Consider the following 25636-nt stretch of genomic DNA (forward strand, 5'->3'; position numbering starts at 1 on the left):
GAGTAAGCGCAGGATGTCTAGAAGGTTCTTTACCTGTTTTGGTGCTTCTTTAGTAAAATTCAACTTTTGATTTACATCGTCTATTTTTTGAGTCCACTCGATTACATTCACAGCTTTGCCTGGTGTCCTTATCTGTAAAGCTCAGCCTGCCGGATTGCTCCCTGTTAAAGCCTTGTTCGTCAATCAGCGTACTGATGGAAGCGGGGGCGGTCATTCTCCAGCGCTGTGTCAATGCTTTGATGCTTTCCGTCTGATCCGCGGAGATTAGCCCGCCGGTCATCAGGTCGTTCAATAGGCCAGGCAGAAAAGCTGAGAAATGCGTGGAGACCTCAGACCGGTTATTCTCGTTCACTGCCAGCGAAATCCGTTTGGCCGGTTCGCCGGTAGATAAGGCTACGTCCTTGGAGCCGGGCTCCAACCATTCCGGGTCGATGCCTTCCAGTAGCTTGACGTTGATACCTGAAGCAAGACCGGCGGTCTGATTCAATGTGCCCGGCATAATCTCGAGCGGCAGCATCATATATTCATCCGTTTGGTTTACCGCTGGCAAGTGCAAATACATTTTGTTATCTTTAAGAAGGATGGGCAGCTCGATTGGGGAGGCAGCACCCTTAGGCGTTATTGTGAACGTTGCTTCCATGCGAATCGGTTCCGCCATCGAGACGATGCCATCATACCGGATCGTGCTATCCTTAAAAAGACCAAGCATCATAGAAGCAGCAAGGGAATCATTTTTCGAGTGTTAAACAAGGTTGTGCTCTTTCCAATCGTTGTCTTCATTCATTATAGTTGCCGAAAGCTGCTTTGTCTGTAGTAAAATGGTGTTAGGCGGTGAAGACATGAATAGGGAACAATCAGGGAGTGAAAAGCTTCTAAGGATCATCAGAGAACGTATAGAAGAGCGAGGGGACCGGGCGATTTCCTTTTGCGAATATATGGACTTGTGCTTATATCATCCCGATTACGGCTATTATATGAAAGAGAAAACGAAGATTGGAAGGGACGGCGACTTCTATACCAGCGCTTCCATCGGCTCACTTTTGGGGGAAATACTTGCTGAACATGTCCGGAGTATAGCACCTGATACGCAAAGTCCGTTCTGGTTGACCGAGTGGGGCGGGGGAAGCGGAATACTGGCGCTGCATGTGCTGAATGCACTGAAGCTATCCTCTCCGGATCTCTATGATCGACTGCAGTACGTCAGCATTGAGGCAAGTCCCTATCACCGGAAGCTTCAGGCTGAAACGCTTGCGGATCATGCAGGGCGGGTTCGCTGGTTGAAGGAGGACGAATGGGTAAAGGAAGGTCCTTGGAATGATAGCGTCGTATTTTCCAATGAACTGGCGGATGCGCTGCCAGTACACCGCATAGCTTATCGAGAAGACGGTTGGCTGGAAAGCTTCGTGACATGGGATGATGCGGCTCAAACGCTGACGGAGCGGGAAATGCCTTTGACAGACAGGACGCTGAGGGAATTTGTAACTAAAGAACGGATGCCGCAACGGGAAGGGCAGAGGTTCGAGGTAGGACTTGCGGCTGTAGGTTGGTTAAAGAAAGCAGCTGAAGGCTTGGGACAGAGAGCCGAGATCATTACGATAGATTATGGAGATGCGCGAGAGGAGCTTTATGCACCGCATCGAATGAACGGGACACTTCTATGTTATCGGAAACATCAAGCCTATGATATGCCGCTCTTGTACCCAGGTGAGCAGGATATGACCTCTCATGTCAATTTCAGCGCTCTAATCGATGTAGGGCGCGAGAGCGGGCTTGGCCAATACCGGTTTATGACCCAAAAGCAGTTTTTAGTGGAGAATGGGCTGTTGACCGGACTTCAGCAGCATGATGCCTTAGATCCTTTCTCTCCGGCGGCCAAGCGGAACCGAGCCATTCGCCAACTGCTGTTAAGCGATCAAATGAGCGAGCTGTTTAAGGTGCTGGTCCAAAAAAAAGGTGAGCCGCTGTCATAAGCGGTTCACCTTTTTGTCGTTTACGAGGGAGTCCCGAGCTGCATCGCTTCAAGATTATACAGACATTTTGAAGAAAGACCAGTACGTAAATCCTGTAAACGAAATAATCATGTACCCCCAAAAAATCAATATGTAGGCACGCTCGGACAATTTCATGTATCCTAACAGAACAAAAATCGCCGTTTGGGCGAAAAAGATCATAGCGAACGGAATCATATGCCCAGCAAGCGCCGCTAACCCGATTACAAGCGTCCAAAAGCCGAGAACACGAAACATGCGATCCATTCTGCATCCCCCTCTCTTCCATCACATACGTTGCTTTTTTCACGTTACTACTCAACATTATAGCGAAAGCTGTTTCTCGTGTAAACGTCCAATCCGTGACGAAATTGAGTCATTTTTATGCCTCACATATAAAGATCATTCCCATTCTCCATGAAATGATGTATGACTACCTTCAAAAATGGCAATACAAATTACTAGAAATGTATTCTATGAACTCTACCATGGGCATAGAGATAAAGTAACGCAATATATCATGTACCACCTATCATAAATGTGGATGAACCTATAGGGGTTAGGAGGACTGCTTTCATGACGGCAATCAGACAAGATGCATGGAGCGAGGAAGACGATTTAATATTGGCGGAGGTGACGTTAAGGCATATCCGGGAGGGCAGTACTCAGCTCTCCGCATTCGAGGAAGTTGGGGAAAAGATCGGTAGGACCGCGGCAGCTTGCGGCTTCCGTTGGAATAGCTTTGTGAGGAAAAAATATGAAGCGGCAATACAAATTGCCAAGGCCCAGCGCCAAAAGCGCAACCAGCAAAGAAAGCATTCGGCTGCTTTTGCCACCGTTGCAGCTAACGGAATGGCAGGCCCGCTTGCGGAAGGAGGCTCAGTTCGCAGTGACGGCATTGTTGAGGAGCTGTCCATTGATGCAGTGATCCGATTTTTGCGGCAGTGGAAAGGCAGCTACCAAGAGATGGTTCGTCATGTACGGCAATTGGAAAAAGAAGTGAATGAGAAACAGGATGAGCTGGAGCGGCTGCGTTCAATCAATGACGAGCTGAGCAGGCAGGTGAGCGATGTTTCCACAGACTACCGCGTGGTAAATGACGATTATAAAGCTTTGATTCAAATCATGGACCGGGCGAGGAAGTTGGCATTTTTGGCTGAGGAAGAAGAGGAGAACAAAGCACGTTTTAAGATGGATGAGAACGGAAATCTCGAACGGATTGAATAAGTTGAATGCCAAGAAAATATACAAGACTACTCATACATAGGAAACCCTGAACGCCTGCGTCTTGCAGCCGTTTGGGGTTTTTGTTATATGGCCTGCTTTTTTGTTATGATAGAGTGAATATAGTTCGTTTAGATAAAAGGATGTGGGGATGTGAACCGGATCACAGTCATCGGGGCTGGTGCGCTGGGTATGCTGTTTACCGTTAAGCTTGCTGAGGCGGTCCCCGATATGGAATTGGTAGTTCGCCGTCCTTCCCAGAAGCAGCTGCTGATGTCTGCGGGAGTTTCTTTAACTGAAGCTGGCTCCTGGTTGGACAGGAAGGAAAAAGCTGCGAGAACCAGCACGGTTTATCCTAAGGTTGTTTTGATGAATGAAGAGAGGCTAATCCAAGACGACAGTCTAGCGGAACGAGAGAATACCACGCATTGGATTGTGCTGGCTGTGAAGCAATCCGCATTTACGAAAGACTTAGCCGAAGCGGTTCGGAGAAGGATGGGCCCCCATTCCTGGGTTGTTTGTTTGCAGAACGGAATTGGACATGTGGAAGCGATTTCATCAATTATACCAGAGGAACGGATAGTACTGGCCGTAACTACGGAAGGCGCTTTAAGACGTTCGGAAACGGAAGCGGCACATACCGGGCGAGGCGTCACTTGGATTGGCGGGGCGGGTTCAACTGATGATGAGGTGGCTGCGGCGGCGCAAAAAAAATGGGTAGAGCTGCTGGAAGTTGCAGGATTTCAGGCATTTCTGTCGAAAAACATCACTAGCCGCGTTTGGCATAAGCTTCTCATTAATGCCGTCATCAACCCGCTAACAGCGATATTGCAAGTGACCAACGGAGAACTGCCGGGGCTGCCGCAGGCGCAGCAGCTGATGCGCGCTTTATTCGATGAAGGAACCGCTTTGGCAGCGGCGCTTCGTATCGAGCTGGACCCGGACCTGTGGGAACAATTGCTCGAAGTATGCCGTCGGACTTCGGCCAATCGTTCTTCCATGCTGCAGGATGTACTTGCCGGACGCCCTACGGAGATCGACGCGATTAACGGAGGCCTGCTGAAGAAAGCCGAGTCGGTCGGTCTTTTCATGCCAGCACATCAAGCCGTTTACCAGCTTATGAAAGCTTTGGAAGGACGTTTATCGCTAGTTAGACATTGAACTTTATTGAGGGTTGGTGATGATCGCTTGAATGTGGTATTAGAGTGGCTCCATCAGCTTTACAAGGTGATTGCCTTTGTCCCTTTCGTGGCTTTTATGATTATTTGGCTTATCGGGTATTACAGTTATGGCCGTGATAAGCGCAAAGCGACTCACCTCAGCATGGATATTACCACGTTGTTTCTGATCGGCTCCGTAGCTTACATGAGCCGTAATCTGTTCGGGTCTGGGATGCTGCTTTGGACGATCGTACTGCTCTTTTTGATCGCGGCCGGTTTGCTCGGTAATCTGCAGAACCGGATCAAAGGACGTATTGACGTTGTCAAAATCGTCCGCACGCTTGGGCGACTTGGCTTTTTGCTGCTGGGAGCCTGCTATGTGCTGCTGCTGTTTATCGGTATCGGCAAATATATGATAAACTCTTGAGGAGCGTACCCCATGAATGTACATAACCTAATGGAAGATGTAGTGAAAAGCTGTCTGAAAGACTTGATGCATAACCAAGAGTATTTGGCCAAGCTTACGATCGAGGAGCAAAGTGACATTATCGCCATTGCCCTGAATAAACTCCCGGCTAAATATGTTTCGACAGTCAAGGGGGAGGTATTTGTCAAAACCCAGCTGCGGATGCAGGTGGAGACTGATGTGTACCGGGAGTTGTCCAATGCCATAGATATTGTTATGAATTCGGACAGAAAGTCGGCATTACGGGGCGACAACGATTAAACATGACCTGATTTACCCTTTGTATTAAAGAAGATAACCGTTCGCCGGATTTTGGCGAACGGTTCTTGCTGTTTCCAGGTGCAGGCATTTTGACGATTTTCCTGATCATGTGTACAATATAGATGCTACTTGCGATTACAAAGCGAAAGCAGCTTTCTTTACATAAGTATAAGTGAGAACAAGTTTGGGAAAGGTGGCGGGCAAAGTGCGTTTGGAAGCAATACAATGGGAATCCGGCCAGCCTTTGACGGACGATTACGGGAGCCGTTTTGAGAAGACGGGCGAGCTTTATGATTATAATCCATGGGAAATGGAAAGCTGGCGGGCCCGGGCATCCTGGCTTGACCATGAGCGCGTTCGTGGTGCGGACCGTCAGCGTGTGGCGGACGTTTTGCGCCGATTCAATGAGCGGGCGGGTAACGCTTGTGAAGCGATGGATGCGATCGAGCGGCTGAGGGACCCCCAGACGCTGTGCGTGGTTGGCGGTCAGCAGGCGTCTCTTTTCACCGGACCACTGCTTGTTATTTATAAGGCGATTACTTTGATTAGAACGGCAAGGGAATTCTCGGAGAAGCTGAACCGCCCGGTGGTCCCCGTTTTTTGGATTGCCGGCGAAGATCATGATTTCGATGAAGTTAACCATGTGAATTACCTGACTTCAAACCTTCAAGTGGATAAAATCAAGGTCGACCATCCTACAGGCTTGCGTACGTCTGTAAGCCAGACGAAGCTGAACCGGGAGCAATGGGAAGAAGCGCTGCAGCAGCTCGAGCAGTCGCTCATGCCGACAGAGTTCAAGGATGGCCTTGTGCAATCGTTAAGAGCTGCAGCGGAGGAGTCGGCCACCCTGGTCGATGGTTTCGCCAGGTTGATGGCTAAGCTGTTCGGTTCGTACGGCCTCGTGCTCCTCGACTCCGACGACCCGGCCCTGCGGAAGCTGGAGGGTACGATGTTCCGGACAATGGTGGAACGAAGCAGTGAGCTGAGTGATGCCTTTTTGATGGGGCGTGAACAATTGCTCGCAGCAGGCTATGAGCCCCAAGCCGAGCTGCATACGAAAGCAGCGAATCTATTCGTTTACGACGAAGAAGGCGAACGGACCCTGTTGTATGCGGATGATAATGGAGGCTTTACAGACCGTAAGGGCGAGCGCAGATTTTCCCGGGAACGGCTGCTCGACTGGGCGGATACCGCTCCGGAGAGGCTCAGCAATAACGTCATGACCAGGCCGCTGATGCAGGAGTTTATACTGCCTGTGCTGGCTGCGGTGCTCGGTCCTGCGGAGATTGCCTATTGGGGTTTGACACGAGAGGCGTTCCACCGACTCGGGATGCGAATGCCGCTGCTGGTTCCCCGCCTCGGTTTCACGCTAGTCGAGGGTACGGTACACAAAAACATGCAAAAATACGGGCTGACGTTCGAGGATGTGCTGCAGCGTCTTGAGGACAAACAGCAGGAATGGCTGCGGGCTCAGGACCGTTTACAGCTTGAGGCAAGGTTTAGTGAAGTGAAGGAACAGTTCCGAATAGGCTACGAGCCCTTGATTGCGGCTATTTCCGAAATTAATCCGGGCCTTAAGAAATTAGGCGATACCAATCTGGGCAAAATTATCGAGCAGATCGAATTTTTACAGCACAAAGCGGAGGATGGACTGCGTTCACAGAACGAGGCAGGGCTGAGGCAGTTTCAAAGAATCGGTCTTTCGATAGTGCCCGGCGGGAAGGCGCAGGAACGCGTTTATAATATCTCCGCTTATTTGAATAAGTACGGTGAAGGTTGGCTGAAGGAGCTGCTGGAGCTTCCGATGAACATGGACGGAAAGCATTATATATGTTATATGTAGTACATTATCTAATTGAGGTTATCAAGGAGGAGCAATACCCATGAAAAGTACCATTGATAAAAGCGTGATCCGTGACATCGCCCTGGCGCCGGAAGGCCATTTGAAAATCGATTGGGTGAACGCCCACATGCCGGTGCTAAACCGTATTCGCGAGCAGTTCGAGAAGGAGCAGCCGTTCAAAGGCTTGAAGGTAGCAATATCGCTTCACTTGGAGGCGAAGACAGCTTATCTTGCTAAAGTAGTGCAGGCCGGTGGAGCTGATGTGACGATTTGCGGCAGCAATCCGCTGTCGACGCAGGATGACGTGTGTGCTGCGCTGGTGGAGGACGGGATCACTGTATTTGCCAAATATAACCCGGAACCGAATGAATATAAGGAAATGTTCATCAAAACGCTGGAAACCGAGCCGGACCTGATCATTGACGACGGCGGCGACCTGGTTATGATTCTGCATTCGGAACGCAAAGACCTGATCAAGAACGTCCGCGGCGGCGCAGAAGAAACGACCACAGGCATTCTCCGACTGAAATCACTCGAAAAAGACGGGCAGCTGCAGTTCCCGATGGTAGCCGTCAACGACGCCTTCTGCAAATATTTGTTCGATAACCGCTATGGTACAGGCCAGTCCGTTTGGGACGGCATCAATCGGACGACGAATCTTGTCGTTGCGGGCAAAACGGTTGTTGTTGTAGGCTACGGCTGGTGCGGCAAAGGTGTGGCCATGCGGGCCAAAGGACTTGGCGCCAATGTCATCGTTACGGAAATTGATGCGATCAAAGCAGTTGAAGCATATATGGACGGATTCGAAGTCATGCCAATGCTGGAAGCGGCCAAGGTAGGCGACTTTTTCGTAACCGTAACAGGCAATCGTGACGTGATTCGCGGAGAACACTACGAGGTCATGAAGGACGGTGCCATTCTATCCAATGCAGGACACTTCGACGTGGAGGTTAACAAGCCTGAACTCGAAGCACTCTCCGTTTCCATACGCACAGTTCGCCGTAATATCGAAGAATATACGCTGAAGGACGGCCGTAAATTTTATATTTTGGCAGAAGGCCGTTTGGTCAACCTGGCAGCAGGCGACGGACACCCGGCGGAAATCATGGATATGACCTTCGCTTTGCAGGCGATGTCTCTGAAATATGTAAACGACAATTATAAGCAAATCGGCCCTAAAGTCGTCAATGTGCCATATGAGTTGGATGAGCAGGTGGCTCGTTTCAAGCTTTCTTCACTAGGCAAAGGTATTGACTCGCTCACTGAGGAGCAAAAAAGCTACCTAGACAGCTGGACTGAGCACTAAGATCAAGGCTTGCCGTTCATACTATAGCGTTTCTTCCCCTGCCATAGAGTAGGGGATCTTTTGTTTCTGCGCCCGACAGATGGTATGGATATTTGCAACAAATTTCCATTTCGCTGCAACAACGGTTTCATCCTCAGCGTCTTATCATTAACACGGTCGGTTTTCTTGCGAAACGTGCGACGATAAAACAAGGGGGATTATCTATGCCAAAGGTGCAGAGAGGATTGGTAAGGAAGCCTCGAGCCATGTGGACTCGCATATGGAGAGGAATAGCGATTGCTCTGTTAGCTGTATTGGCATTGGCGGGCTGCAGCGCCTCGAGCGACGAGGCCGCTTCGTCAACGTTTGCGGATACATCGTTGTCGAGCCAGAACGAAGCTTCGGATAGCAATGGAAGCCCGGGGGCGGCTCCTGCTCATCAAGCAAACACAGCGGAGAAAGCGTCGGAGAGCTCAGGAGCCGGGGGCAGCACCGCAGGTGTCACAGCACCTGCACAGACAGTGTTGGAGCCGTTCAGCCGCAAGATCATTTACACGGCCAACCTGGTGATGCAGGTGGACGATTATGCGGAAGCGGAGTCCAGGGTGCAGGAGGTTATTAAGCAGTCGGGCGGGTACATTTTGCAGTTCAACGAGAATTCATCGGCTGTGGAAAAATACGGGGTTTTTACGATTAAAGTGCCTGCCAACGGATTCCAATCCATGCTTGACCTTCTAGAGCAAATCAACCCGAAAATGCAAAAAAACATGCAGGGTCAAGATGTTACGGAGGAATACGTCGATCTGTCTGCACGGCTAAAGGCGAAGCAAGTGATGGAAGGCCGATTGGTCGCTTTTATGGAAAAAGCGGAGAAAACGGACGAATTGGTCGCTTTTTCTAACGAGCTGGGCAAGGTACAGGAGGAAATTGAGCGCATCCAAGGGCGAATGAGGTACTTGGAGCAAAACGTGGCCTATTCCACCATTGAGCTCAGAGTTGCGCAAAAGATCGGTTCTGCGGAAGTGATCAAGGCGCAGGACCAAGGACCGCTGATCGGGCGAGCGGCGGCGGCACTGAACGGAACAACGACGGTGCTTGCTTTCTTATTCCAGTGGGTGGTTGTGATCGCAGCGGGGGCGCTGCCTGTTCTGCTTCTGCTGGCGCTGGCCGTTATTCCTTTCTATTTGATACGGAAGCGGCGTAAGGCGAAACTGGAGGACATTCGGACTAGGCTTTCTGAACAGAATCAGCTTCAAGAACCGAAAAACGAATAAGGTAGTTTTTTAAAAAAATCCTGTGAACGTCTCATGACGGAGCAGGATTTTTTGTTAACATGGCGAAATATTATAATTCAAGTGGTGAAAAGTGGGGTAAAGTGGTGGAGAAGGGGGTGGCGAATGGTGTTCATGGGCGAGTTTCAACATACCGTTGACGAGAAAGGCCGCATGATCGTGCCGGCAAAATTTCGCGAAGCCCTTGGAACATCGTTTATCGTCACTCGAGGCTTAGATCAATGCTTGTTCGTCTACCCAATGCAGGAATGGTCGGTTCTGGAGCAGAAGCTCAAATCGCTGCCGCTTATGAAGTCCGATGCCCGTGCATTTACCCGGTTTTTTTTCTCCGGCGCCACCGAGTGCGAGCTGGACAAACAGGGCAGGGTGAACCTGCCGAACAATTTAATTGAACATGCCAAGCTGGACAAGGATTGTGTTGTTATCGGCGTTTCCAATCGGGTGGAGATTTGGAGTAAGTCGATTTGGGAAAACTATTTCCAAGAGTCCGAGGAATCTTTTAATGAGATTGCTGAAAAATTGGTCGACTTTAACTTTGATTTGTAATCCGTAATTATGGACGCCTCAGGAGGAGTATAGCGCATGTTTCATCACATAACCGTACTTAAGCAGGAAGCAGTGGAAGGTCTACATATAAAACCGGACGGCGTATACGTGGATTGTACGCTTGGCGGTGCTGGGCACAGCTTGGAGATTGCATCGAGGCTTGGTCCCGGGGGATTGCTGATCGCATTCGATCAGGACGATGCAGCGTTGGACAATGCCCGGCAGCGATTAGCCGGTGTAGCGGATAGGGTGAAGCTGGTTCGCAGTAATTTTCGTTTTATTGAACGGGAATTGGCGCGAATCCCTGAGGCCTTAAAGGATGGTCGCCCGCAGGTAGACGGCATTTTGTTCGATTTAGGCGTTTCCTCGCCTCAGCTCGACGAGGCGGACCGGGGCTTCAGCTACAACCATGATGCCGAGCTCGATATGCGGATGGACCGGACTGCGCCGCTAACGGCCAGAGATATCGTAAATGACTGGTCTGACAAAGAGATTGCCGATATTTTATTCGAATACGGTGAGGAGAAATTTGCCCGAAGAATCGCTGCAAAAATCATTGCTGCGAGGGCCGAAGCACCGATTGAGACGACCGGTCAATTGGTTGAACTGATAAAAGAAGCGATACCTGCAGCCGCACGGCGCACGGGACCTCATCCGGCCAAACGGAGCTTCCAAGCGCTGCGCATTGCCGTTAATGACGAGCTAGGAGCATTCGAAGAAGCGCTGGAACAATCGATCCGCTGCTTGGTTCCGGGAGGAAGAGCGGCTGTCATCACGTTCCATTCACTCGAAGATCGTATCTGTAAACAAACGTTTACCAAATATGTATCCAAATGCACATGTCCGCCGGATTTTCCGCTCTGTGTGTGCAACCCTGTCGGTGTTGTCAAGTTGATTAACCGGAAACCGATCGAAGCGGGTACGGAAGAGCTTGAAGATAACCCGCGTGCCCGGTCGGCAAAGCTGAGAATAGCTGAAAAATTACCTTCTTAAGGGGGAAAAACGTTGCCAGCTTACATGCATGGAAATTTAGCGACAAAACAAAAAACGCAGCCCAAAGTAAAGATCAAAGAAACCAAAAAAGTCATTTACCGAAATAAGGCGCTGCCGCTGCAGGAGAAGCTTCTTTATTTGTTCACAGTCCTCATTTGCGTTGTGGTTGCAGGATTGATCATCTGGCGGTATGCTCTAATCTATGAAATGAATGCGGACATCAAGTCCATCGAACAGAAAATCAGCAAGCTGGAAGCAGAGAACAGTATTTTGAAGCAGCGGGTGGAGGGATTGTCTGATCCGAGAAGGCTGGAAGAGGAAGCCAAAAAGCTCGGTTACGGAGTTCCTGCTGACAACCAGGTCAAGCCGTCCGGCACCGCTAAATCGGGTTCATCGTCAGCGTCTTCTCAAGGCATAGCTGCAAATACGAAAATACCAAAGGATCAACCCTGATCCGCCATTGGAATAGGGGGAAGAATTCGTATGACTGAAAAAGTAAAGCTGCGATCGCTAATTATTGGAGGGGCCTTCACCCTCCTTTTTGTTGTCTTGGTTACCCGTTTATATTGGGTACAAGTGGTCCAGGGAGCGGAATTACTGTCAGACGCGAAAATGATGTGGGCAACAGACAAGGAGCTCAGACCGGTGCGCGGTGCGATTTTGGACCGCAATGATAAAGTACTCGCCGAGGATTCGCCTGCTTATACGCTGGCGCTGAATCCGAAAATCATTCATGACAAGGGCATCGAGAACGAAGTCGTTCAGGGGATTTCCGAAATTTTGAACATTTCGAATGATTCTGGTGCCTTGTCAACGCTAGCAGACAAAATCCGTACCCGGATTAATCAGAAGAGAGATGATGGTTCGTATTATACTCAAGTTGAAATTCGGAATGAAGGCTGGAAGATCGACGCAGAAGTGGCCGATAAGATCAAAGCGCTGGAGAAAGAGCTTCAGCTGAAGCTGAATACAAAAAAAAGCCTGGGTATTCTGCTGCTTCCTGAAAGCAAACGGTTTTACCCATCCGGAGGCTTGGCGGCTCATTTGCTCGGCTATACGGATAAAGAAGGCAAGCCTATTATGGGACTAGAAACCCAGCTGGATTCTTATTTAAAGGGAGAGTCCGGATGGCTTAGCTACGAGAAGGACCGTTACGGCGTGGAGCTGCCTCATTCCCAAAGTAAATATCAGCCAGCCGTCAACGGTGACAATGTGAGACTTACGCTGGACAAAAACATTCAGTTTTATATCGAGAGCGCGATGCAAAAAGTGGTTGATAGATGGCGTCCGAAAAGCTTGACGGCCATCGCGGTCGATCCGAATACAATGGAAATACTCGGACTGGCCAATATGCCCTCGTTCAACCCTAACAAATATTGGGAAGCGAAACGGCAAAGCGATTTTATAAACCATGCGGTAGCTTCTCAATATGAACCGGGATCGACCTTCAAGCTGGTCACGCTCGCTGCCGCGGTTGAAGAAGGCATTTTCAATCCGAATGAAAAGTATCAATCCGGTTCGATTGCCGTTCCGGGGCGGAGACTGCATGACCATAACATCTCGGGCTGGGGCCAAATATCCTACCTCGAAGGCTTGAAGCGCTCCAGTAACGTTGCTTTTGTCAAAATGGGGTATGAGAATCTCGGTCAGAACAAGCTGCGATCATACATCGACAAGTTCGGCTTCGGCGAAAAAACCGGTGTGGACATTGCCGGAGAAGTAGGCGGAATCGTGAATATGCGCTATCCGGCGGAATTCGCTACGGCCACATATGGCCAAGGTCTGACGGTTACGGCGATGCAGCAAACGGCGGCCTACGCTGCCATTGCCAATGGTGGAAAATTGATGTGGCCTCATCTGATCAAAGAAATTTATAACCCGGAAACGGGAGAGAGTGTCAAGAAATTCGAACCGAAGGAAATCCGCAGAGTAGTTTCGGAAAGCACGGCAAAGCAGGTCGGTGAATATCTAGAGCAGGTTGTAGCCGATCAATCGCTAGGTACGGGAAGAAAAGCTTATATCGAAGGCTATCGTATAGCCGGTAAGACAGGTACGGCGAACAAGGTAGTTCAGGGTGAGAAAGGGTATGCTGAGGGTAAGTGGGTGATTTCGTTTGCCGGATATGCACCGCTTGAAAATCCGCAAATTCTCGTTACGATCATCGTAGACGAACCGGACCTGGGGGGCAACTACCATCTCGGGGGAGATGTAGCCGCTCCGGCGTTCAAGGAAATCGTATCGCAGACCTTACGTTATATGGGCACCGCGCCTAATACTGCGGATCAGCAGCGTGTTCAGGCTGCGGAACGGGAGATGCTTACCGCGGTTCCCGATCTGACTGATCTGCCGCTGGATCAAGCTCGAAGAACGATGGACAAATTCGGCGTGACTGTAGAACCGATTGGTCAAGGAGATAAAGTCATCGCCCAATCTCTGGTCGCAGGAACCGAAATCGGAACCTCGCAGCGAATATTTATATTGATGCAGGAGGGCGGAGACGTTCCTGTGCCGGTTATGACTGGTAAATCGCTACGGGATGCGGTCGGACTTTGCTCTTTTATAAACCTGCGTTGTCTGGCCGAGGGAGAAGGCTATGTGGCGAACCAAAATCTGGAGGGCGCTGGGGAAGACCGAGTTCTGCATCTTCAGCTTCGGCCTTATGGTGAGAAAGCGGAGAGCACCGAACCGAAGAAGTCTGAAGCTGAGGAGTCTTCTGATAGCGAAGAGGATAAAGAAAAAGAGGAGTCCCCTGTATCAGTTCCCAATGGAAACTAGTCCATAAAAGTTAACGCACCACCGCGATAGCTTGTTCTAACCCCTGGTTGTCCCGAATAGGGATGATATGAAACGATTTTTTGCTAACAACGGACAACGATAATTCAGACGTTGTGACCGTTGCAGCATTGTTCAGAAGGGGGAAGAAGCGGGCATGAGGGCATCGAACGTAACGGTTCGTCGACGTTTATTCGCCGCACTGATCGTGGGCACGATTCTTTTCTTGGCGCTGGTGGTGCGGCTCGCGTACGTGCAGATTTGGGTTGGTCCGGAGCTGTCGGACAAAGCGGAGGACTCATGGCGCAGGGACATCAAAGTCACGGCCAAACGAGGAGAAATCCTCGACCGCAACGGGGTGCAGCTAGCTTACAACATCAGTTCGCCAACGGTTGTGGCGGTTCCAGCCCAAATTAAAGATCCGAAGACAACAGCGGCTAAGATCGCCGCAGTGCTGCAGATCAGTGAGGAAACAGTCTACAAACAAATCACAGTCCGGAAATCCAGTGTATACATCAGGCCAGGCGGACGCAAAATTACGATTGAAAAAGCGGATGAAATCCGCGACCTGCAGCTACCTGGCATATGGGTAACAGAGGATAACAAAAGGCATTATCCGTTCGGTGGCTTGGCAGCCCATGTGCTTGGGTTTACGGGCGATTATAATCAAGGTTTGACAGGCATAGAATTGAAATATGACAAAACGTTGACGGGTATTGACGGAAGTATCTCGTATTTGTCCGATGCAGCCGGGCATTTGATGCCGGGATCCACGGATGAATACAAGGAGCCGCTGGCTGGCTTAAACCTGCAGCTCACGATCGACAGTCATATCCAATCGATCATGGAGCGTGAGCTCGACCAAACCATGGTCAAATATCAACCCAAGCATGTAGTTGCCATCGCGATGGATCCGAATAACGGGGAAATACTGGCCATGGGTTCCCGGCCTGGCTTTGAGCCAGGCAATTACAAAGGGTATCCGGTAGAGAATTACAACCGGAACCTGCCGATTTGGATGACCTATGAGCCGGGCTCAACATTTAAGATCATTACGTTGGCGGCTGCCCTCGAGGAGAAAAAAATAAGCTTGACCGAAGGATTTCACGATCCCGGCGCCATTGAGGTCGCAGGGGCGAGGCTCCGCTGCTGGAAACGGGGCGGACATGGAAGCGAGACCTTCCTTCAAGTGGTTGAGAATTCCTGCAACCCCGGCTTTGTTGTTATGGGGCAAAGGTTAGGCAAAGAGAAGCTGTTTGATTATATCCACAACTTCGGCTTCGGCAAAAAAACAGGCATCGATTTGGGCGGCGAAGAGAATGGAATTATGTTTAAACTGTCGCGTGTCGGTCCTGTTGAACTTGCAACGACCTCGTTTGGGCAAGGCGTATCCGTCACTCCGATTCAGCAAATCACGGCGGTATCTGCGGCCATTAATGGCGGCAAGCTATTTAAACCGCACGTAGCCAAAGGCTGGTATAAGCCCGAAACAGGCGAGCTTGTCGACTCCATGAAGCCGGAGGTGGTACGTCAAGTGATCTCACCGGAGACATCCAAGCAGGTGCGTGAAACATTAGAGAGCGTCGTTGCTAATGGTACCGGACGAAATGCATTCGTCGATGGTTATCGCGTAGGAGGAAAAACAGGGACAGCGCAAAAAGTCATCAACGGGCGTTATTCATCCGACGAGCATATTGTTTCGTTCATTGGGTTTGCTCCCGCAGACGACCCTAAGGTCGTTATTTATGCCGCCGTAGACGATCCGCAGGGCATCCAATTTGGCGGTTTGATTGCTGCTCCGTTGGTTAAGAATATAATGGAAGATACGCTGCGGTACATGAAGATTCCGCCGAGGAAGGATCAAATGGAGCGGAAGTATGTGTATGGGGATACCAAGATCGTGGAAGTGCCTAATTTGGTAGGGATGAGCATTACGGATATATATGAACAGCTCAACATGAATTTCCAGCTTGCCAAATCTGGAGTCGGGCGAACGGTGATAAATCAAGTGCCAAAGCCCGGTACGCGGATTGAGCAGGGATCTACAATCCGGATTTATTTATCCGATGCGCAGTCGGCTCCAGATGGAGGAGCCAAACCGCAAATGCAATAGCAATGTTGTATGTTGACGTGTTGTCCTTGCTCCTTTTGAAAAAAGGCTGCAGAAGCTCGTACCTTTTTTCAAAAGGGGCTTTTCAGGGCACATATTTTTGTCCATAATAGATACCATGTGTAAAAACGGAGGGGACGCTTGATGCAACTGAAGGAACTCGCTTCTCAGCTCGCGGTAAGCCGTCTCGTCGGCGATGGCCGCATCGAAATTACCGGATTGCAGACGGATTCCCGCAAGGTGATGCCCGGTGATTTGTTTTTTTGTATCCCGGGACTGGCCGTAGACGGACACGATTATGCGGGGAAAGCGGTAGAGCGGGGGGCTATGGCCTTGGTTGCCGAGCGGGAAATGGAATTGGACGTTCCCGTGCTTATCGTGAAGGATGCACGATACGCGATGGCGGTGCTTGCAAACCATTATTACGGTTATCCTAGCCGAGAGCTGAAGCTTATAGGTGTGACAGGAACTAACGGAAAAACGACTACCACCTATTTATTGGAGAAAATCTTGAGTGATCAAGGCTTTCAAACCGGATTGATGGGCAACATTCATGTCAAGATCGGTTCCCGATATATCGCTAACTCGATGACCAATACGCAGGAAGCGCTGGAGCTTCAGCGAATTTTACGTGAGATGGCTGACGAAGGAACAGATTACTGTATCATGGAAGCATCCTCACACGGTCTGGAATTGGGCCGGGTTAAGGGATGCCGCTTCCGTACGGGCATTTTCACAAATTTGACCCAGGACCACTTGGATTTTCATGGTACCATGGAGCAATACAAGGCTGCCAAAGGGTTGTTGTTTTCCCGTCTCGGCAATGAATTTTTTGAGGATCCGGGCATGAGTAGGTTTGCCGTGCTCAACGCGGATGATCCGGCATCCAATGATTACGCGAAGCTAACCTCAGCGCAAACTATAACGTATGGAATTGAGGATCCATCTGCCGATGTCAGAGCTGAAGCCATCGAGATGACCTCCAAGGGTACCCGGTTTAGCTGCGTTACATATCGTGGAACGGCCGAGGTGAATATGCGGCTAGTTGGGCGATTTAATGTATATAATGTGCTGGGGGCAATCGCAGCCGCGCTTGCGGAGGGGCTCGAACTTTCCAAGATTGCCGAAAGCCTCAGCCAAGTGGATGCCGTTGAAGGCCGGATGGAGATTGTGAATGCCGGGCAGGAGTTTCTTGTGCTTGTTGATTACGCGCATACCCCCGATGGTCTGGAGAACGCGCTCTCGACTATACGTCAGTTTGCCGAAGGCAAAGTATACTGCGTTTTTGGTTGCGGAGGTGATCGCGACCGAGTCAAGCGGCCTCTGATGGGAGGCGTTGCGGCCGAGTACGCGGATCATTTATTCGTCACTTCAGACAACCCGCGCACCGAGGATCCAGAGCGCATTCTCCAGGACATCGTTCCGGGGCTTACCAAAGCGGGATATGATCCAAGCCGCTACGAGCTGATTACAGACCGCAGGGAGGCCATTCACAAAGCAATCCGTCGTGCGGTTCCGGGCGACTGTATATTGATTGCCGGGAAAGGGCACGAAACCTATCAGGACATCATGGGCGTCAAGCATCCTTTTGACGACCGCGAGGTGGCCAAAGAAGCGATTATGCATCGTTTCCGTTGAACGTGTTAGGAACGATGGGGTTCAAGCAATTGGGGGGATAACGGGTGGATTTTAATATTGTGTTGATCACGCTTGGCGTGGCTTTTTTACTAGCTGTTATTATGGGGCCTCTGTTCATTCCGCTCCTCCGCAGGCTCAAATTCGGGCAGCAGATTCGTACGGAAGGTCCTCAGGGACACTTAAAAAAAGCGGGTACGCCGACGATGGGCGGGGTCGTCATTATGCTAGCGCTGGCGGTTGCGGTGCTCCGTTTTGGAGAGAAAAACTTAGAGACGGTCATTCTTCTGGTTGCGGCGCTTGGTTATGGACTCATTGGTTTTCTGGACGACTATATTAAAATATTGTTCAAGCGTTCTCTTGGTCTTACGGCCAAACAAAAGCTGCTTGGGCAGTTGGTTTTATCGGGCATTGTTTGCATTCTGCTGGTCCAATCCGGACAGAGCACGGATATACGGATTCCATACATCGATTTTTCGTTCGATGCTGGCTGGCTTTATTTTCCATTTGTGGTTTTTTTGATGCTGGGCACATCCAATGCAGTGAACTTTACGGATGGACTGGACGGACTTTTGGCTGGTACCGCAGCTATTGCCTTCGGAGCATACGCTGTCATTGCCTTAAACAACTCGCAGCCGAATATAGCGATATTTTCCGCCGCCATGGTAGGCGCTGTGTTGGGCTTCCTCGTGTTTAACGCGCATCCGGCGAAAGTGTTCATGGGCGATACCGGGTCCCTCGGTATTGGCGGGGGTCTTGCTGCGGTAGCGATTTTGACCAAAGGGGAAATTCTGCTTGCCCTTATCGGCGGAGTATTCGTCGTCGAAGTATTATCAGTTATTATTCAGGTCGTCTCCTTCAAAACGAGAGGGAAGCGGGTGTTCAAGATGAGCCCGATTCACCATCACTTCGAGCTTGTTGGTTGGTCGGAGTGGCGTGTGGTAATCTCCTTTTGGACGGCGGGTCTGATTCTTGCAGGCGTGGGACTATATATTAATGAGGTGTTGTAGTAATGGAACATCCGCAAAATTACCGCGGCCGCCAAGTTGTCATCTTGGGGCTTGCGCGCAGCGGCGTCGCTGCAGCCAAGCTGTTTCATGACAAGGGAGCTTTGGTTACGGTTAACGATAAGAAGGAACGCGAGTTATGCCCTGAAGCCGACGAATTAGAGGCTCTGGGTATTTCTGTTGTTTGCGGGGGTCACCCGACAGGCATAATTCATGAAGGAATCTCTCTCGTGGTGAAAAATCCTGGGATACCTTATTCCGCCGACCCGTTAAGGCGCGCGGCGCAGCTTGGCATTGAAGTCGTTACCGAGGTCGAGGTAGCCTATCATATTTGCAGGGCTCCTATGATCTGCATCACGGGCTCCAACGGAAAGACGACTACGACGACCTGGACCGGCCTGATGCTGGAAGCGGGAGGACTGAAGCCGATCGTCGCCGGCAACATCGGACGCGCGCTGACCGAAGCAGCCTTGGAGGCTGAGGATGACAACCATATGGTCGTTGAGCTCAGCAGCTTTCAGCTAAAAGGAACTCGTACGTTCCGTCCTCGCGTCGGATGTCTACTTAACGTATACGAAACGCATCTCGACTATCACGGAACCATGGAAGATTATGTTGAATCCAAGACGAAGCTGTTTGCGAATCAAACGGCAGAAGATACAGCAGTACTGAATTGGGACGATGCCGTATGTCGTAAAGCAGCAGGAGAGCTCAAATCCCGGGTGCTGCCGTTCTCCGTTCGGTCTGAACTTGCTCACGGTGTCTTCGTATCTCCGCCGTTCGGTGGTGAGGGGGAAGACGCTGAGGGTGTGATCGTGTACCGGGATAACGAAGGTGTATTGCATCCCATAGTTCCCGTGAAAGAGCTGGGCATTCCTGGCAAGCACAATGTGGAGAATGCGCTCGCGGCCAGCGGGATGGCGCTCGTTTCAGGCGTGCCTATCGACATCATTGCTCAAGTCCTGAAGGAGTTCCGTGGCGTGGAGCACCGCTTGGAGTACGTGGCGCTTAAGGAGGAAGTTTTATTCTATAACGACTCCAAGGCAACCAATCCGACGGCAACGATCAAGACGATTGAATCGTTCTCGCAGAACATTATCCTGATCGCCGGCGGACTTGACCGGGGCTCCGACTATGTGGAACTGCTGACCGCATTCCAGAAGCAGGTGAAGGGGCTGGTCGCACTCGGTGAAACGAAGGAAAAAATCGCCAGTGTGGCGCGGCTTGCAGGCATGAGCCAGGTCAAAACCGTCGATACTGCTAAAGAACTGCAGGATACGGTTGCGGAGGCGGTTCGAGCCGCTTACGCCATGGCTAAACCTGGAGATGTGGTGCTGTTATCGCCCGCATGCGCCAGCTGGGACATGTTTCCTTCTTATGAGGAAAGGGGAAGAATGTTTAAGCAGACCGTGCATAACCTGTAAAGAGGGAGTATACAAGCCTACGGTCTTTTTGATACAGCGACATCTTGCCGCAGCTATGGCCGCTTGGGACAATCCCTCACATCAAACTCAAGGTTAGAGGTGTGGGCGGTATGGTTAAAGCACGGTCGGCTCCGGACATGTTGATGCTAGGCTCCACGCTGCTCCTGCTTGGAATTGGCGTGGTCATGGTGTACAGTGCCAGCGCGGTGCTGGCGTTTCGAGAATTCGGCGATGCATTCTATTATTTGAAGCGGCAGGCGCTGTTTGCTGCCCTAGGCATCATGGCCATGGTTTTCACAATGAACACGGATTACTGGGTGTGGAAGAAGTATTCCAAAATCGCGCTTATCATTTGCTTCATTTTGCTAGTTGCCGTGCTTATTCCTGGCATCGGCGTTGTGCGTGGAGGAGCGCGCAGCTGGCTGGGTATCGGATCGTTCGGCATTCAGCCCTCCGAATTTATGAAGATGGGCATGATCATTTTTTTATCTAAATGGCTTTCCGAAAAACAAAGCACGATTACGCTGTTCTCCAAAGGCCTGATTCCTCCGCTCGGGCTTGTCGGACTAGCCTTCGGTCTCATCATGCTGCAGCCTGATCTTGGCACGGGGGCTGTGTTGGTAGGTGCTTCGCTCCTGATTATTTATACCGCGGGAGCACGTCTTACTCACTTGTCTTATCTTGCACTTGTCGGAGTCCTGGGATTTGTCGGATTAATCGCTGCAGCGCCTTACCGTTTGAAGCGGATCACGGCTTTTCTGGATCCTTGGCAGGATCCGCTTGGCGCCGGTTACCAGGCAATTCAATCACTCTATGCGATTGGTCCGGGAGGGCTTGTCGGACTCGGACTGGGTATGAGCCGGCAAAAATACAGCTACCTTCCTGAACCGCAGACCGATTTTATTTTCTCTATCATCGCGGAAGAGCTAGGCTTTATCGGAGGATCATTCGTACTCGTCTTGTTTACACTTCTATTGTGGCGCGGGATGCGTACGGCCATAACGGCTCCGGATACGTTCGGCAGTCTGCTGGCTGCAGGCATCGTCGGAATGATCGCCGTACAGGTGATCATCAATATCGGTGTCGTCATAGGCATGTTCCCCGTTACGGGCATCACGCTTCCGCTCATTAGCGCCGGAGGCTCATCACTTACGCTGATGCTGACCTCGATCGGTGTTTTGCTTAACATTTCCCGATTTTCGAGGTGATCCGCAATATGAAAAAAATCGTCTTCACCGGCGGTGGAACGGCAGGACATGTCACGCCGAATTTGGCTATCATGGCTCAGCTGCGCACGCAAGGTTGGGAGATCGAATACATAGGTTCCCGTGACGGTATCGAAAAAGAAATTATCGATCACGAGGGTATTCCGTTCCATCATATCGCTTCCGGTAAGCTGAGGCGCTATTTCGATCTGAAAAACGCGAAGGACCCGTTTAAAGTGCTTTTGGGGGTTGGGCAAGCTTACCGCCTGCTCCGACAGATCAAGCCTCATATTGTGTTCTCTAAAGGGGGCTTTGTTACCGTCCCTGTCATTCTGGCGTGCAGGCTGCATGGAATTCCTATCATTTGTCACGAATCGGACTTAACGCCGGGGCTCGCCAACAAAATTTCAATGCCATTCTCATCTCGCATTTGCGTAACCTTTCCTGAGACGCTTGAGCATATCCGCAGCGATAAAGCCGAATGCACGGGACTCCCGATTCGCGAGCAAATTCTGCAGGGTAATTCTTCCCGTGGAATGCAAATGTGTGGATTTCATTCACAGAAGCCTGTTTTGCTTTTTATGGGGGGGAGTCTGGGAGCCAAGAAGATCAACCAAGCGGTGCGCGAGTCTCTCGATCCGCTGCTTGCAGGCTTTCAAATCATCCACATCTGCGGCAAAGGCAATACTGAGTCTGCCTTGAACGAGGTGATGGGCTACCGTCAGTTCGAATATGTCAAAGACGAGCTGCCCGACCTGTTGGCCTGCGCGGATCTGGTTATTTCCCGGGCAGGTTCGACTTCCATCTTCGAGCTTTTGGCGCTCCGCAAGCCCATGCTCCTGATCCCGCTGTCTCGCGAGGCAAGCCGGGGAGACCAGATATTGAATGCCGAGTCATTCCGAAAAATGGGTTACAGCAAAGTGCTTTACGAGGAAGATCTTTCCCCGCAATCCCTTGTTTCCGGTGTTTCTGATCTTTACGAAGAACGTGCCCGGATGAAGGAGCAAATGTCACGCAATCCTTTCGGCAATGGAACCGAGAGAATCGTACAGCTGATCGAAGCCTGTCGTTTGCCAGAAGCATGACATAAATTTGCCCTGGGCATTTGTCACACTCTGCATTGATTCACATAAACTACACTATAACCGTGACAGACACCTGGCGAAGCCGCAAGTGAGTGCGCATCCAAAGAGAAACGGTGCTCATCGCTTGAGGGCTCTCGGGCTTTCGGGCTTACGCCTGAAGCCGACCGTCTTGTCGTTCTGTGAAGGAGGTTTTCCCATGCAACAGGTCATAACGGAATTGCTGAACGGATCCTATGGTGATGTTCGATTGAACGAACCGCTTGCCCCATACACCACTTGGAAAATCGGCGGACCGGCCGATGTCCTGCTTATTCCGCATGATATTAAACAATTGGTCAGCGCGGTTAGGTTGCTCCATCAGCACGAGACGCCATGGACTGCTCTGGGCAGAGGCTCCAATCTGCTCGTAAGCGATAAGGGAATCCGTGGAGTGGCCATTAAGCTGGGGGATGCGCTGGAGACCGTGCGTTTTGAAGGGGAGTATGTCTATGTCGGCGGCGCATATTCGTTCATCAAACTGTCGGTCATGGCAGGCAAGGAAGGGTTGACCGGGTTGGAGTTTGCCGGAGGGATTCCGGGAACCGTGGGAGGCGCCGTTTACATGAACGCCGGGGCGCACGGGGCGGATGTGTCGCGCATATTACAGCGGGTTGAAGTGCTGCTCCCGACAGGGGAGTTGGTGACGCTGCAAAAAGATGATTTGGCGTACGCTTACCGGCATTCGATTTTGCACACGAAACCGGGGATAGTAACGGAAGCGGTCTTTAAGCTCAGCTACGGCGACCGGAAGGAGATCGCTGCGGCCATGGCAGCCTATAAAGACAGGCGGCTGAGAACGCAGCCGCTTCAGCTTGCCTGCGCGGGCAGCGTCTTTCGTAACCCGGAAGGACATCATGCCGCTAAGCTGATCGAAGAGGCCGGACTCAAGGGCTTAAGAGTCGGTGACGCCGAAGTATCGCCACTGCACGCCAACTTCATTGTCAACACCGGGCAAGCGACAGCCCACGACGTGCTCACTCTGATCGAACAAGTGCAAAATGCCGTTTCCGAGCGTTTCGGCATTCGTCTTGTAACTGAGGTATTGGTGGTGGGTGAGCGGTAAATCGGAGGTGGGACTTTGGAAAAGTTGGTTATCGAAGGCGGGAAACCTCTTACGGGAGCCATCAGGATTCACGGCGCGAAGAACGCCGCACTGCCCATACTGGCAGCCAGCATCATGGCGGAAGGAACAATTACGATTCAGAACGTGCCCGTTTTATCCGATATTGATGTGATGCTTGGCATTCTACGCGCCCTTGGCTGCCAAGCGGAACTCAAGGGCGATGCGGTGATTGTGAATACGAAAGCAGTGAATCAATATCACATCCCTGAAAGCCTGATGAGCCAGATGCGGTCTTCTATTTTCCTAATGGGTCCTTTGTTGTCTCGTCTGGGACGGGTGGAGCTGTATCAGCCGGGGGGCTGTGCCATCGGTGAACGAAAGATTGACCTGCATTTGCGGGGATTGGCTGCCATGGGGGCTTGCATTGAGGAGAGCGGTAACAAGATCGTTTGTACGGCCGATGAGCTTGAGGGTGCCGAGGTTGTGCTTGATTACCCCAGTGTAGGGGCTACGGAGAATATTATGATGGCTGCTGTGATGGCCCGTGGAATGACCACGATCACCAACGCGGCTAGAGAACCCGAAATCCAGGATTTACAAAATTTCTTGAATACTATGGGCGCCAAAATTATCGGAGCCGGTACGGATACGATTACGATTGAAGGCGTCACGGAACTGTTACCTTGTACTTACCGCATAATCCCTGACCGGATTGTAGCCGGTACGCTTATGATCGCCGCTGCGGCAACCAGAGGTAATGTGACCTTGGAGCGGGCGAATCCCTCCCATTTGACCTCCGCGATCCACGTATTAAAGCGGGCGGGTGTTCAAATCACGATTAACGGTGATATAATGAACATATGCGCCAAAGCCCGACCCAAAGCTGTGGGGCGTATCGTCACCTCTCCTTATCCTTCATTCCCGACGGATTTGCAGTCACAAATCATGGTGTTGCTTAGCTTGGCGGACGGTCCAAGTGTTGTAAGGGAAACCGTATTTGAAGGCAGGTTTAAGCATGTCGATGAGCTTTCGCGCATGGGTGCGGATATTCGGGTGGACTTGAATGCGGCATTCATCCGGGGAGTGTCGAGGCTGTACGGCGCTACGGTAGAGGCCACCGATTTGCGTGCCGGGGCTGCGCTGGTCATTGCAGGCCTTGCTGCCCAGGGGACGACGATCATAGAACAGATTCATCATATTGATCGCGGATACGATAGGATCGAGCAAATGCTTGGCACATTGGGCGCCAATATTGAACGAATTACGCCGGTTAGGGCAGAGTAGCCCGAATTCATATGACCTCAACCGTTCAAATATCCCTTTTCCCTAGCGGAAAGGGATATCGCGGTTTACATATTATTCCTGAGCACAGGAGGATTTCAATGATCGCAGAAGAAAGGCTTCCCGTAATCAAAAAACCTGCTCCGAGAAACCGCGGCAGCAAAAGGCTGCTCCTGTTTCTTTTTGTTTTTTTTATTACGTTGCTCCTGGTGCTCTTCTTTCAATCGTCCTTGAGCCAAATTACGGAAATCGAAGCTCAAGGTCAAGAGCTTGTATCTGCCGAAGAGATTAAGGAAGCCGCCGCAGTGAAGCTGGGGGATCATTTTTTCTCCGTTTCTTCCAGCGGGATCGAAGCAAAGGTAAAGGCTTTGAAAATGGTAGAATCTGTTAAGGTATCCAAACAATTTCCCGGGCGGATTCTCATTGAAGTGAAGGAATATCCGAAGGTAGCCTATCAGATCGGAGAAGCCGGTCAAATTGAAGCGCTGCTGGCGGACGCTAGTGTCATACCCGTTACGCTTCAGGGCTTTGTACCGGACAAGCCCTTATTGACGGGCTGGGAGAAGGAAGATCCCCTAATGACGAAGCTGTGTCTTGTCATGTCCAAGCTTTCCGCTTCTTATTTTGCCGACGTATCGGAGATCAAGCCAGACCCGAGCGCTTCGTATCCGGACAAGATTAAGATGTATACACGCTCTCAATTCGAAGTACAGACAACGATAGAGTACCTTCCAGAAAAGATCATTCACTTGAACACCTACATCGCCAACTTAAGAGAAAATAACCAATCGGGCGGCGTTTTGCGGCTGCTGGAAGCTGATTCCCATACGCCCTTCGATTTAGAAGAGAGCAGCGGGAAGAAAGAGGCTGACAATACTCCGGATCCTATCGTAATGGATTGAAAAAATCCAGCTACTCAACCTCACAAAAAAATGGTAGAATTGTAATTATGGGATA

23 protein-coding genes are annotated in these 25636 nt (G+C 50.8%); 21 read left to right on the top strand and 2 right to left on the bottom strand.

Translation table 11 applies throughout. The features are described from left to right. Window positions 1-49: 49 nt before the first annotated feature. Window positions 50-658, bottom strand: coding sequence for a hypothetical protein (locus tag JOE45_RS01075; RefSeq protein ID WP_210021941.1), 609 nt, complete (start codon window positions 656-658; stop codon window positions 50-52). Between the two features lie 181 nt (window positions 659-839). On the opposite strand from JOE45_RS01075, the gene JOE45_RS01080 reads away from it, so the two are divergent. After that, window positions 840-1970 carry a class I SAM-dependent methyltransferase gene (locus tag JOE45_RS01080; protein ID WP_210021940.1) on the top strand — a complete coding sequence of 377 codons (1131 nt, stop codon included), beginning with the start codon at window positions 840-842 and terminating at the stop codon, window positions 1968-1970. Between the two features lie 54 nt (window positions 1971-2024). On the opposite strand, the gene JOE45_RS01085 is transcribed toward JOE45_RS01080, so the two are convergent. Continuing rightward, window positions 2025-2255: a DUF2626 domain-containing protein gene (locus JOE45_RS01085; protein WP_210021939.1), complete on the bottom strand. Its 231-nt coding sequence runs from the start codon at window positions 2253-2255 to the stop codon at window positions 2025-2027. A gap of 309 nt (window positions 2256-2564) precedes the next feature. Here JOE45_RS01085 and JOE45_RS01090 point away from each other — a divergent pair, with 309 nt between their 5' ends. The 20 genes from JOE45_RS01090 to JOE45_RS01185 all read left to right on the top strand — a co-directional run bounded on the left by JOE45_RS01090 (window position 2565) and on the right by JOE45_RS01185 (window position 25581). After that, window positions 2565-3215, top strand: coding sequence for an RsfA family transcriptional regulator (locus tag JOE45_RS01090; RefSeq protein WP_210021938.1), 651 nt, complete (start codon window positions 2565-2567; stop codon window positions 3213-3215). A 150-nt stretch (window positions 3216-3365) separates the two neighbouring features. After that, window positions 3366-4373 (top strand): 2-dehydropantoate 2-reductase, encoded by a 1008-nt coding sequence (locus JOE45_RS01095; RefSeq protein ID WP_348632459.1) that lies wholly within the window; start codon window positions 3366-3368, stop codon window positions 4371-4373. A 33-nt stretch (window positions 4374-4406) separates the two neighbouring features. Further along, complete coding sequence (locus JOE45_RS01100) at window positions 4407-4799, top strand: DUF3397 domain-containing protein (RefSeq protein WP_348632578.1); 393 nt, start codon at window positions 4407-4409, stop codon at window positions 4797-4799. Window positions 4800-4811: 12 nt separating this feature from the next. After that, complete coding sequence (locus JOE45_RS01105) at window positions 4812-5099, top strand: late competence development ComFB family protein (RefSeq protein ID WP_210021936.1); 288 nt, start codon at window positions 4812-4814, stop codon at window positions 5097-5099. A gap of 205 nt (window positions 5100-5304) precedes the next feature. After that, entirely contained in the window at window positions 5305-6942 is a 1638-nt protein-coding gene (bshC, locus tag JOE45_RS01110) for a bacillithiol biosynthesis cysteine-adding enzyme BshC (RefSeq protein ID WP_210021935.1), read from the top strand. Between the two features lie 40 nt (window positions 6943-6982). Next, window positions 6983-8248 carry an adenosylhomocysteinase gene (locus tag JOE45_RS01115; RefSeq protein WP_210021934.1) on the top strand — a complete coding sequence of 422 codons (1266 nt, stop codon included), beginning with the start codon at window positions 6983-6985 and terminating at the stop codon, window positions 8246-8248. Window positions 8249-8451: 203 nt separating this feature from the next. Continuing rightward, window positions 8452-9501: a DUF4349 domain-containing protein gene (locus JOE45_RS01120; protein ID WP_210021933.1), complete on the top strand. Its 1050-nt coding sequence runs from the start codon at window positions 8452-8454 to the stop codon at window positions 9499-9501. A 126-nt stretch (window positions 9502-9627) separates the two neighbouring features. Continuing rightward, on the top strand, window positions 9628-10065 hold the full coding sequence (gene mraZ, locus JOE45_RS01125) for a division/cell wall cluster transcriptional repressor MraZ (RefSeq protein ID WP_210023478.1): 438 nt from the start codon (window positions 9628-9630) through the stop codon (window positions 10063-10065). A 36-nt stretch (window positions 10066-10101) separates the two neighbouring features. Then, window positions 10102-11058 (top strand): 16S rRNA (cytosine(1402)-N(4))-methyltransferase RsmH, encoded by a 957-nt coding sequence (gene rsmH, locus JOE45_RS01130; protein WP_210021932.1) that lies wholly within the window; start codon window positions 10102-10104, stop codon window positions 11056-11058. Window positions 11059-11070: 12 nt separating this feature from the next. Then, window positions 11071-11511: a cell division protein FtsL gene (ftsL, locus tag JOE45_RS01135; protein WP_210021931.1), complete on the top strand. Its 441-nt coding sequence runs from the start codon at window positions 11071-11073 to the stop codon at window positions 11509-11511. A gap of 30 nt (window positions 11512-11541) precedes the next feature. Then, a complete protein-coding gene (locus tag JOE45_RS01140; RefSeq protein WP_210021930.1) occupies window positions 11542-13833 on the top strand; it encodes a penicillin-binding transpeptidase domain-containing protein in 2292 nt (763 codons plus the stop codon). Between the two features lie 154 nt (window positions 13834-13987). Next, entirely contained in the window at window positions 13988-15943 is a 1956-nt protein-coding gene (locus tag JOE45_RS01145; protein ID WP_210021929.1) for a stage V sporulation protein D, read from the top strand. A gap of 141 nt (window positions 15944-16084) precedes the next feature. Next, on the top strand, window positions 16085-17578 hold the full coding sequence (locus tag JOE45_RS01150; RefSeq protein ID WP_210021928.1) for a UDP-N-acetylmuramoyl-L-alanyl-D-glutamate--2,6-diaminopimelate ligase: 1494 nt from the start codon (window positions 16085-16087) through the stop codon (window positions 17576-17578). 44 nt (window positions 17579-17622) lie between these two features. Beyond that, complete coding sequence (gene mraY / locus JOE45_RS01155; protein ID WP_210021927.1) at window positions 17623-18585, top strand: phospho-N-acetylmuramoyl-pentapeptide-transferase; 963 nt, start codon at window positions 17623-17625, stop codon at window positions 18583-18585. Between the two features lie 2 nt (window positions 18586-18587). Further along, on the top strand, window positions 18588-20006 hold the full coding sequence (murD, locus tag JOE45_RS01160; protein ID WP_210021926.1) for a UDP-N-acetylmuramoyl-L-alanine--D-glutamate ligase: 1419 nt from the start codon (window positions 18588-18590) through the stop codon (window positions 20004-20006). 110 nt (window positions 20007-20116) lie between these two features. Then, a complete protein-coding gene (gene spoVE, locus JOE45_RS01165) occupies window positions 20117-21214 on the top strand; it encodes a stage V sporulation protein E (RefSeq protein ID WP_210021925.1) in 1098 nt (365 codons plus the stop codon). Window positions 21215-21222: 8 nt separating this feature from the next. Continuing rightward, window positions 21223-22296 carry an undecaprenyldiphospho-muramoylpentapeptide beta-N-acetylglucosaminyltransferase gene (locus tag JOE45_RS01170; protein WP_210021924.1) on the top strand — a complete coding sequence of 358 codons (1074 nt, stop codon included), beginning with the start codon at window positions 21223-21225 and terminating at the stop codon, window positions 22294-22296. A 196-nt stretch (window positions 22297-22492) separates the two neighbouring features. Further along, window positions 22493-23398: a UDP-N-acetylmuramate dehydrogenase gene (gene murB, locus JOE45_RS01175; protein ID WP_210021923.1), complete on the top strand. Its 906-nt coding sequence runs from the start codon at window positions 22493-22495 to the stop codon at window positions 23396-23398. A 15-nt stretch (window positions 23399-23413) separates the two neighbouring features. Further along, window positions 23414-24682, top strand: coding sequence for a UDP-N-acetylglucosamine 1-carboxyvinyltransferase (gene murA / locus JOE45_RS01180; protein ID WP_210021922.1), 1269 nt, complete (start codon window positions 23414-23416; stop codon window positions 24680-24682). 98 nt (window positions 24683-24780) lie between these two features. Next, a complete protein-coding gene (locus JOE45_RS01185) occupies window positions 24781-25581 on the top strand; it encodes a cell division protein FtsQ/DivIB (RefSeq protein ID WP_210021921.1) in 801 nt (266 codons plus the stop codon). Window positions 25582-25636 lie beyond the last annotated feature (55 nt).

The organism is Paenibacillus sp. PvR098 (assembly GCF_017833255.1).
Taxonomy (GTDB): Bacteria; Bacillota; Bacilli; order Paenibacillales; family NBRC-103111; genus Paenibacillus_G.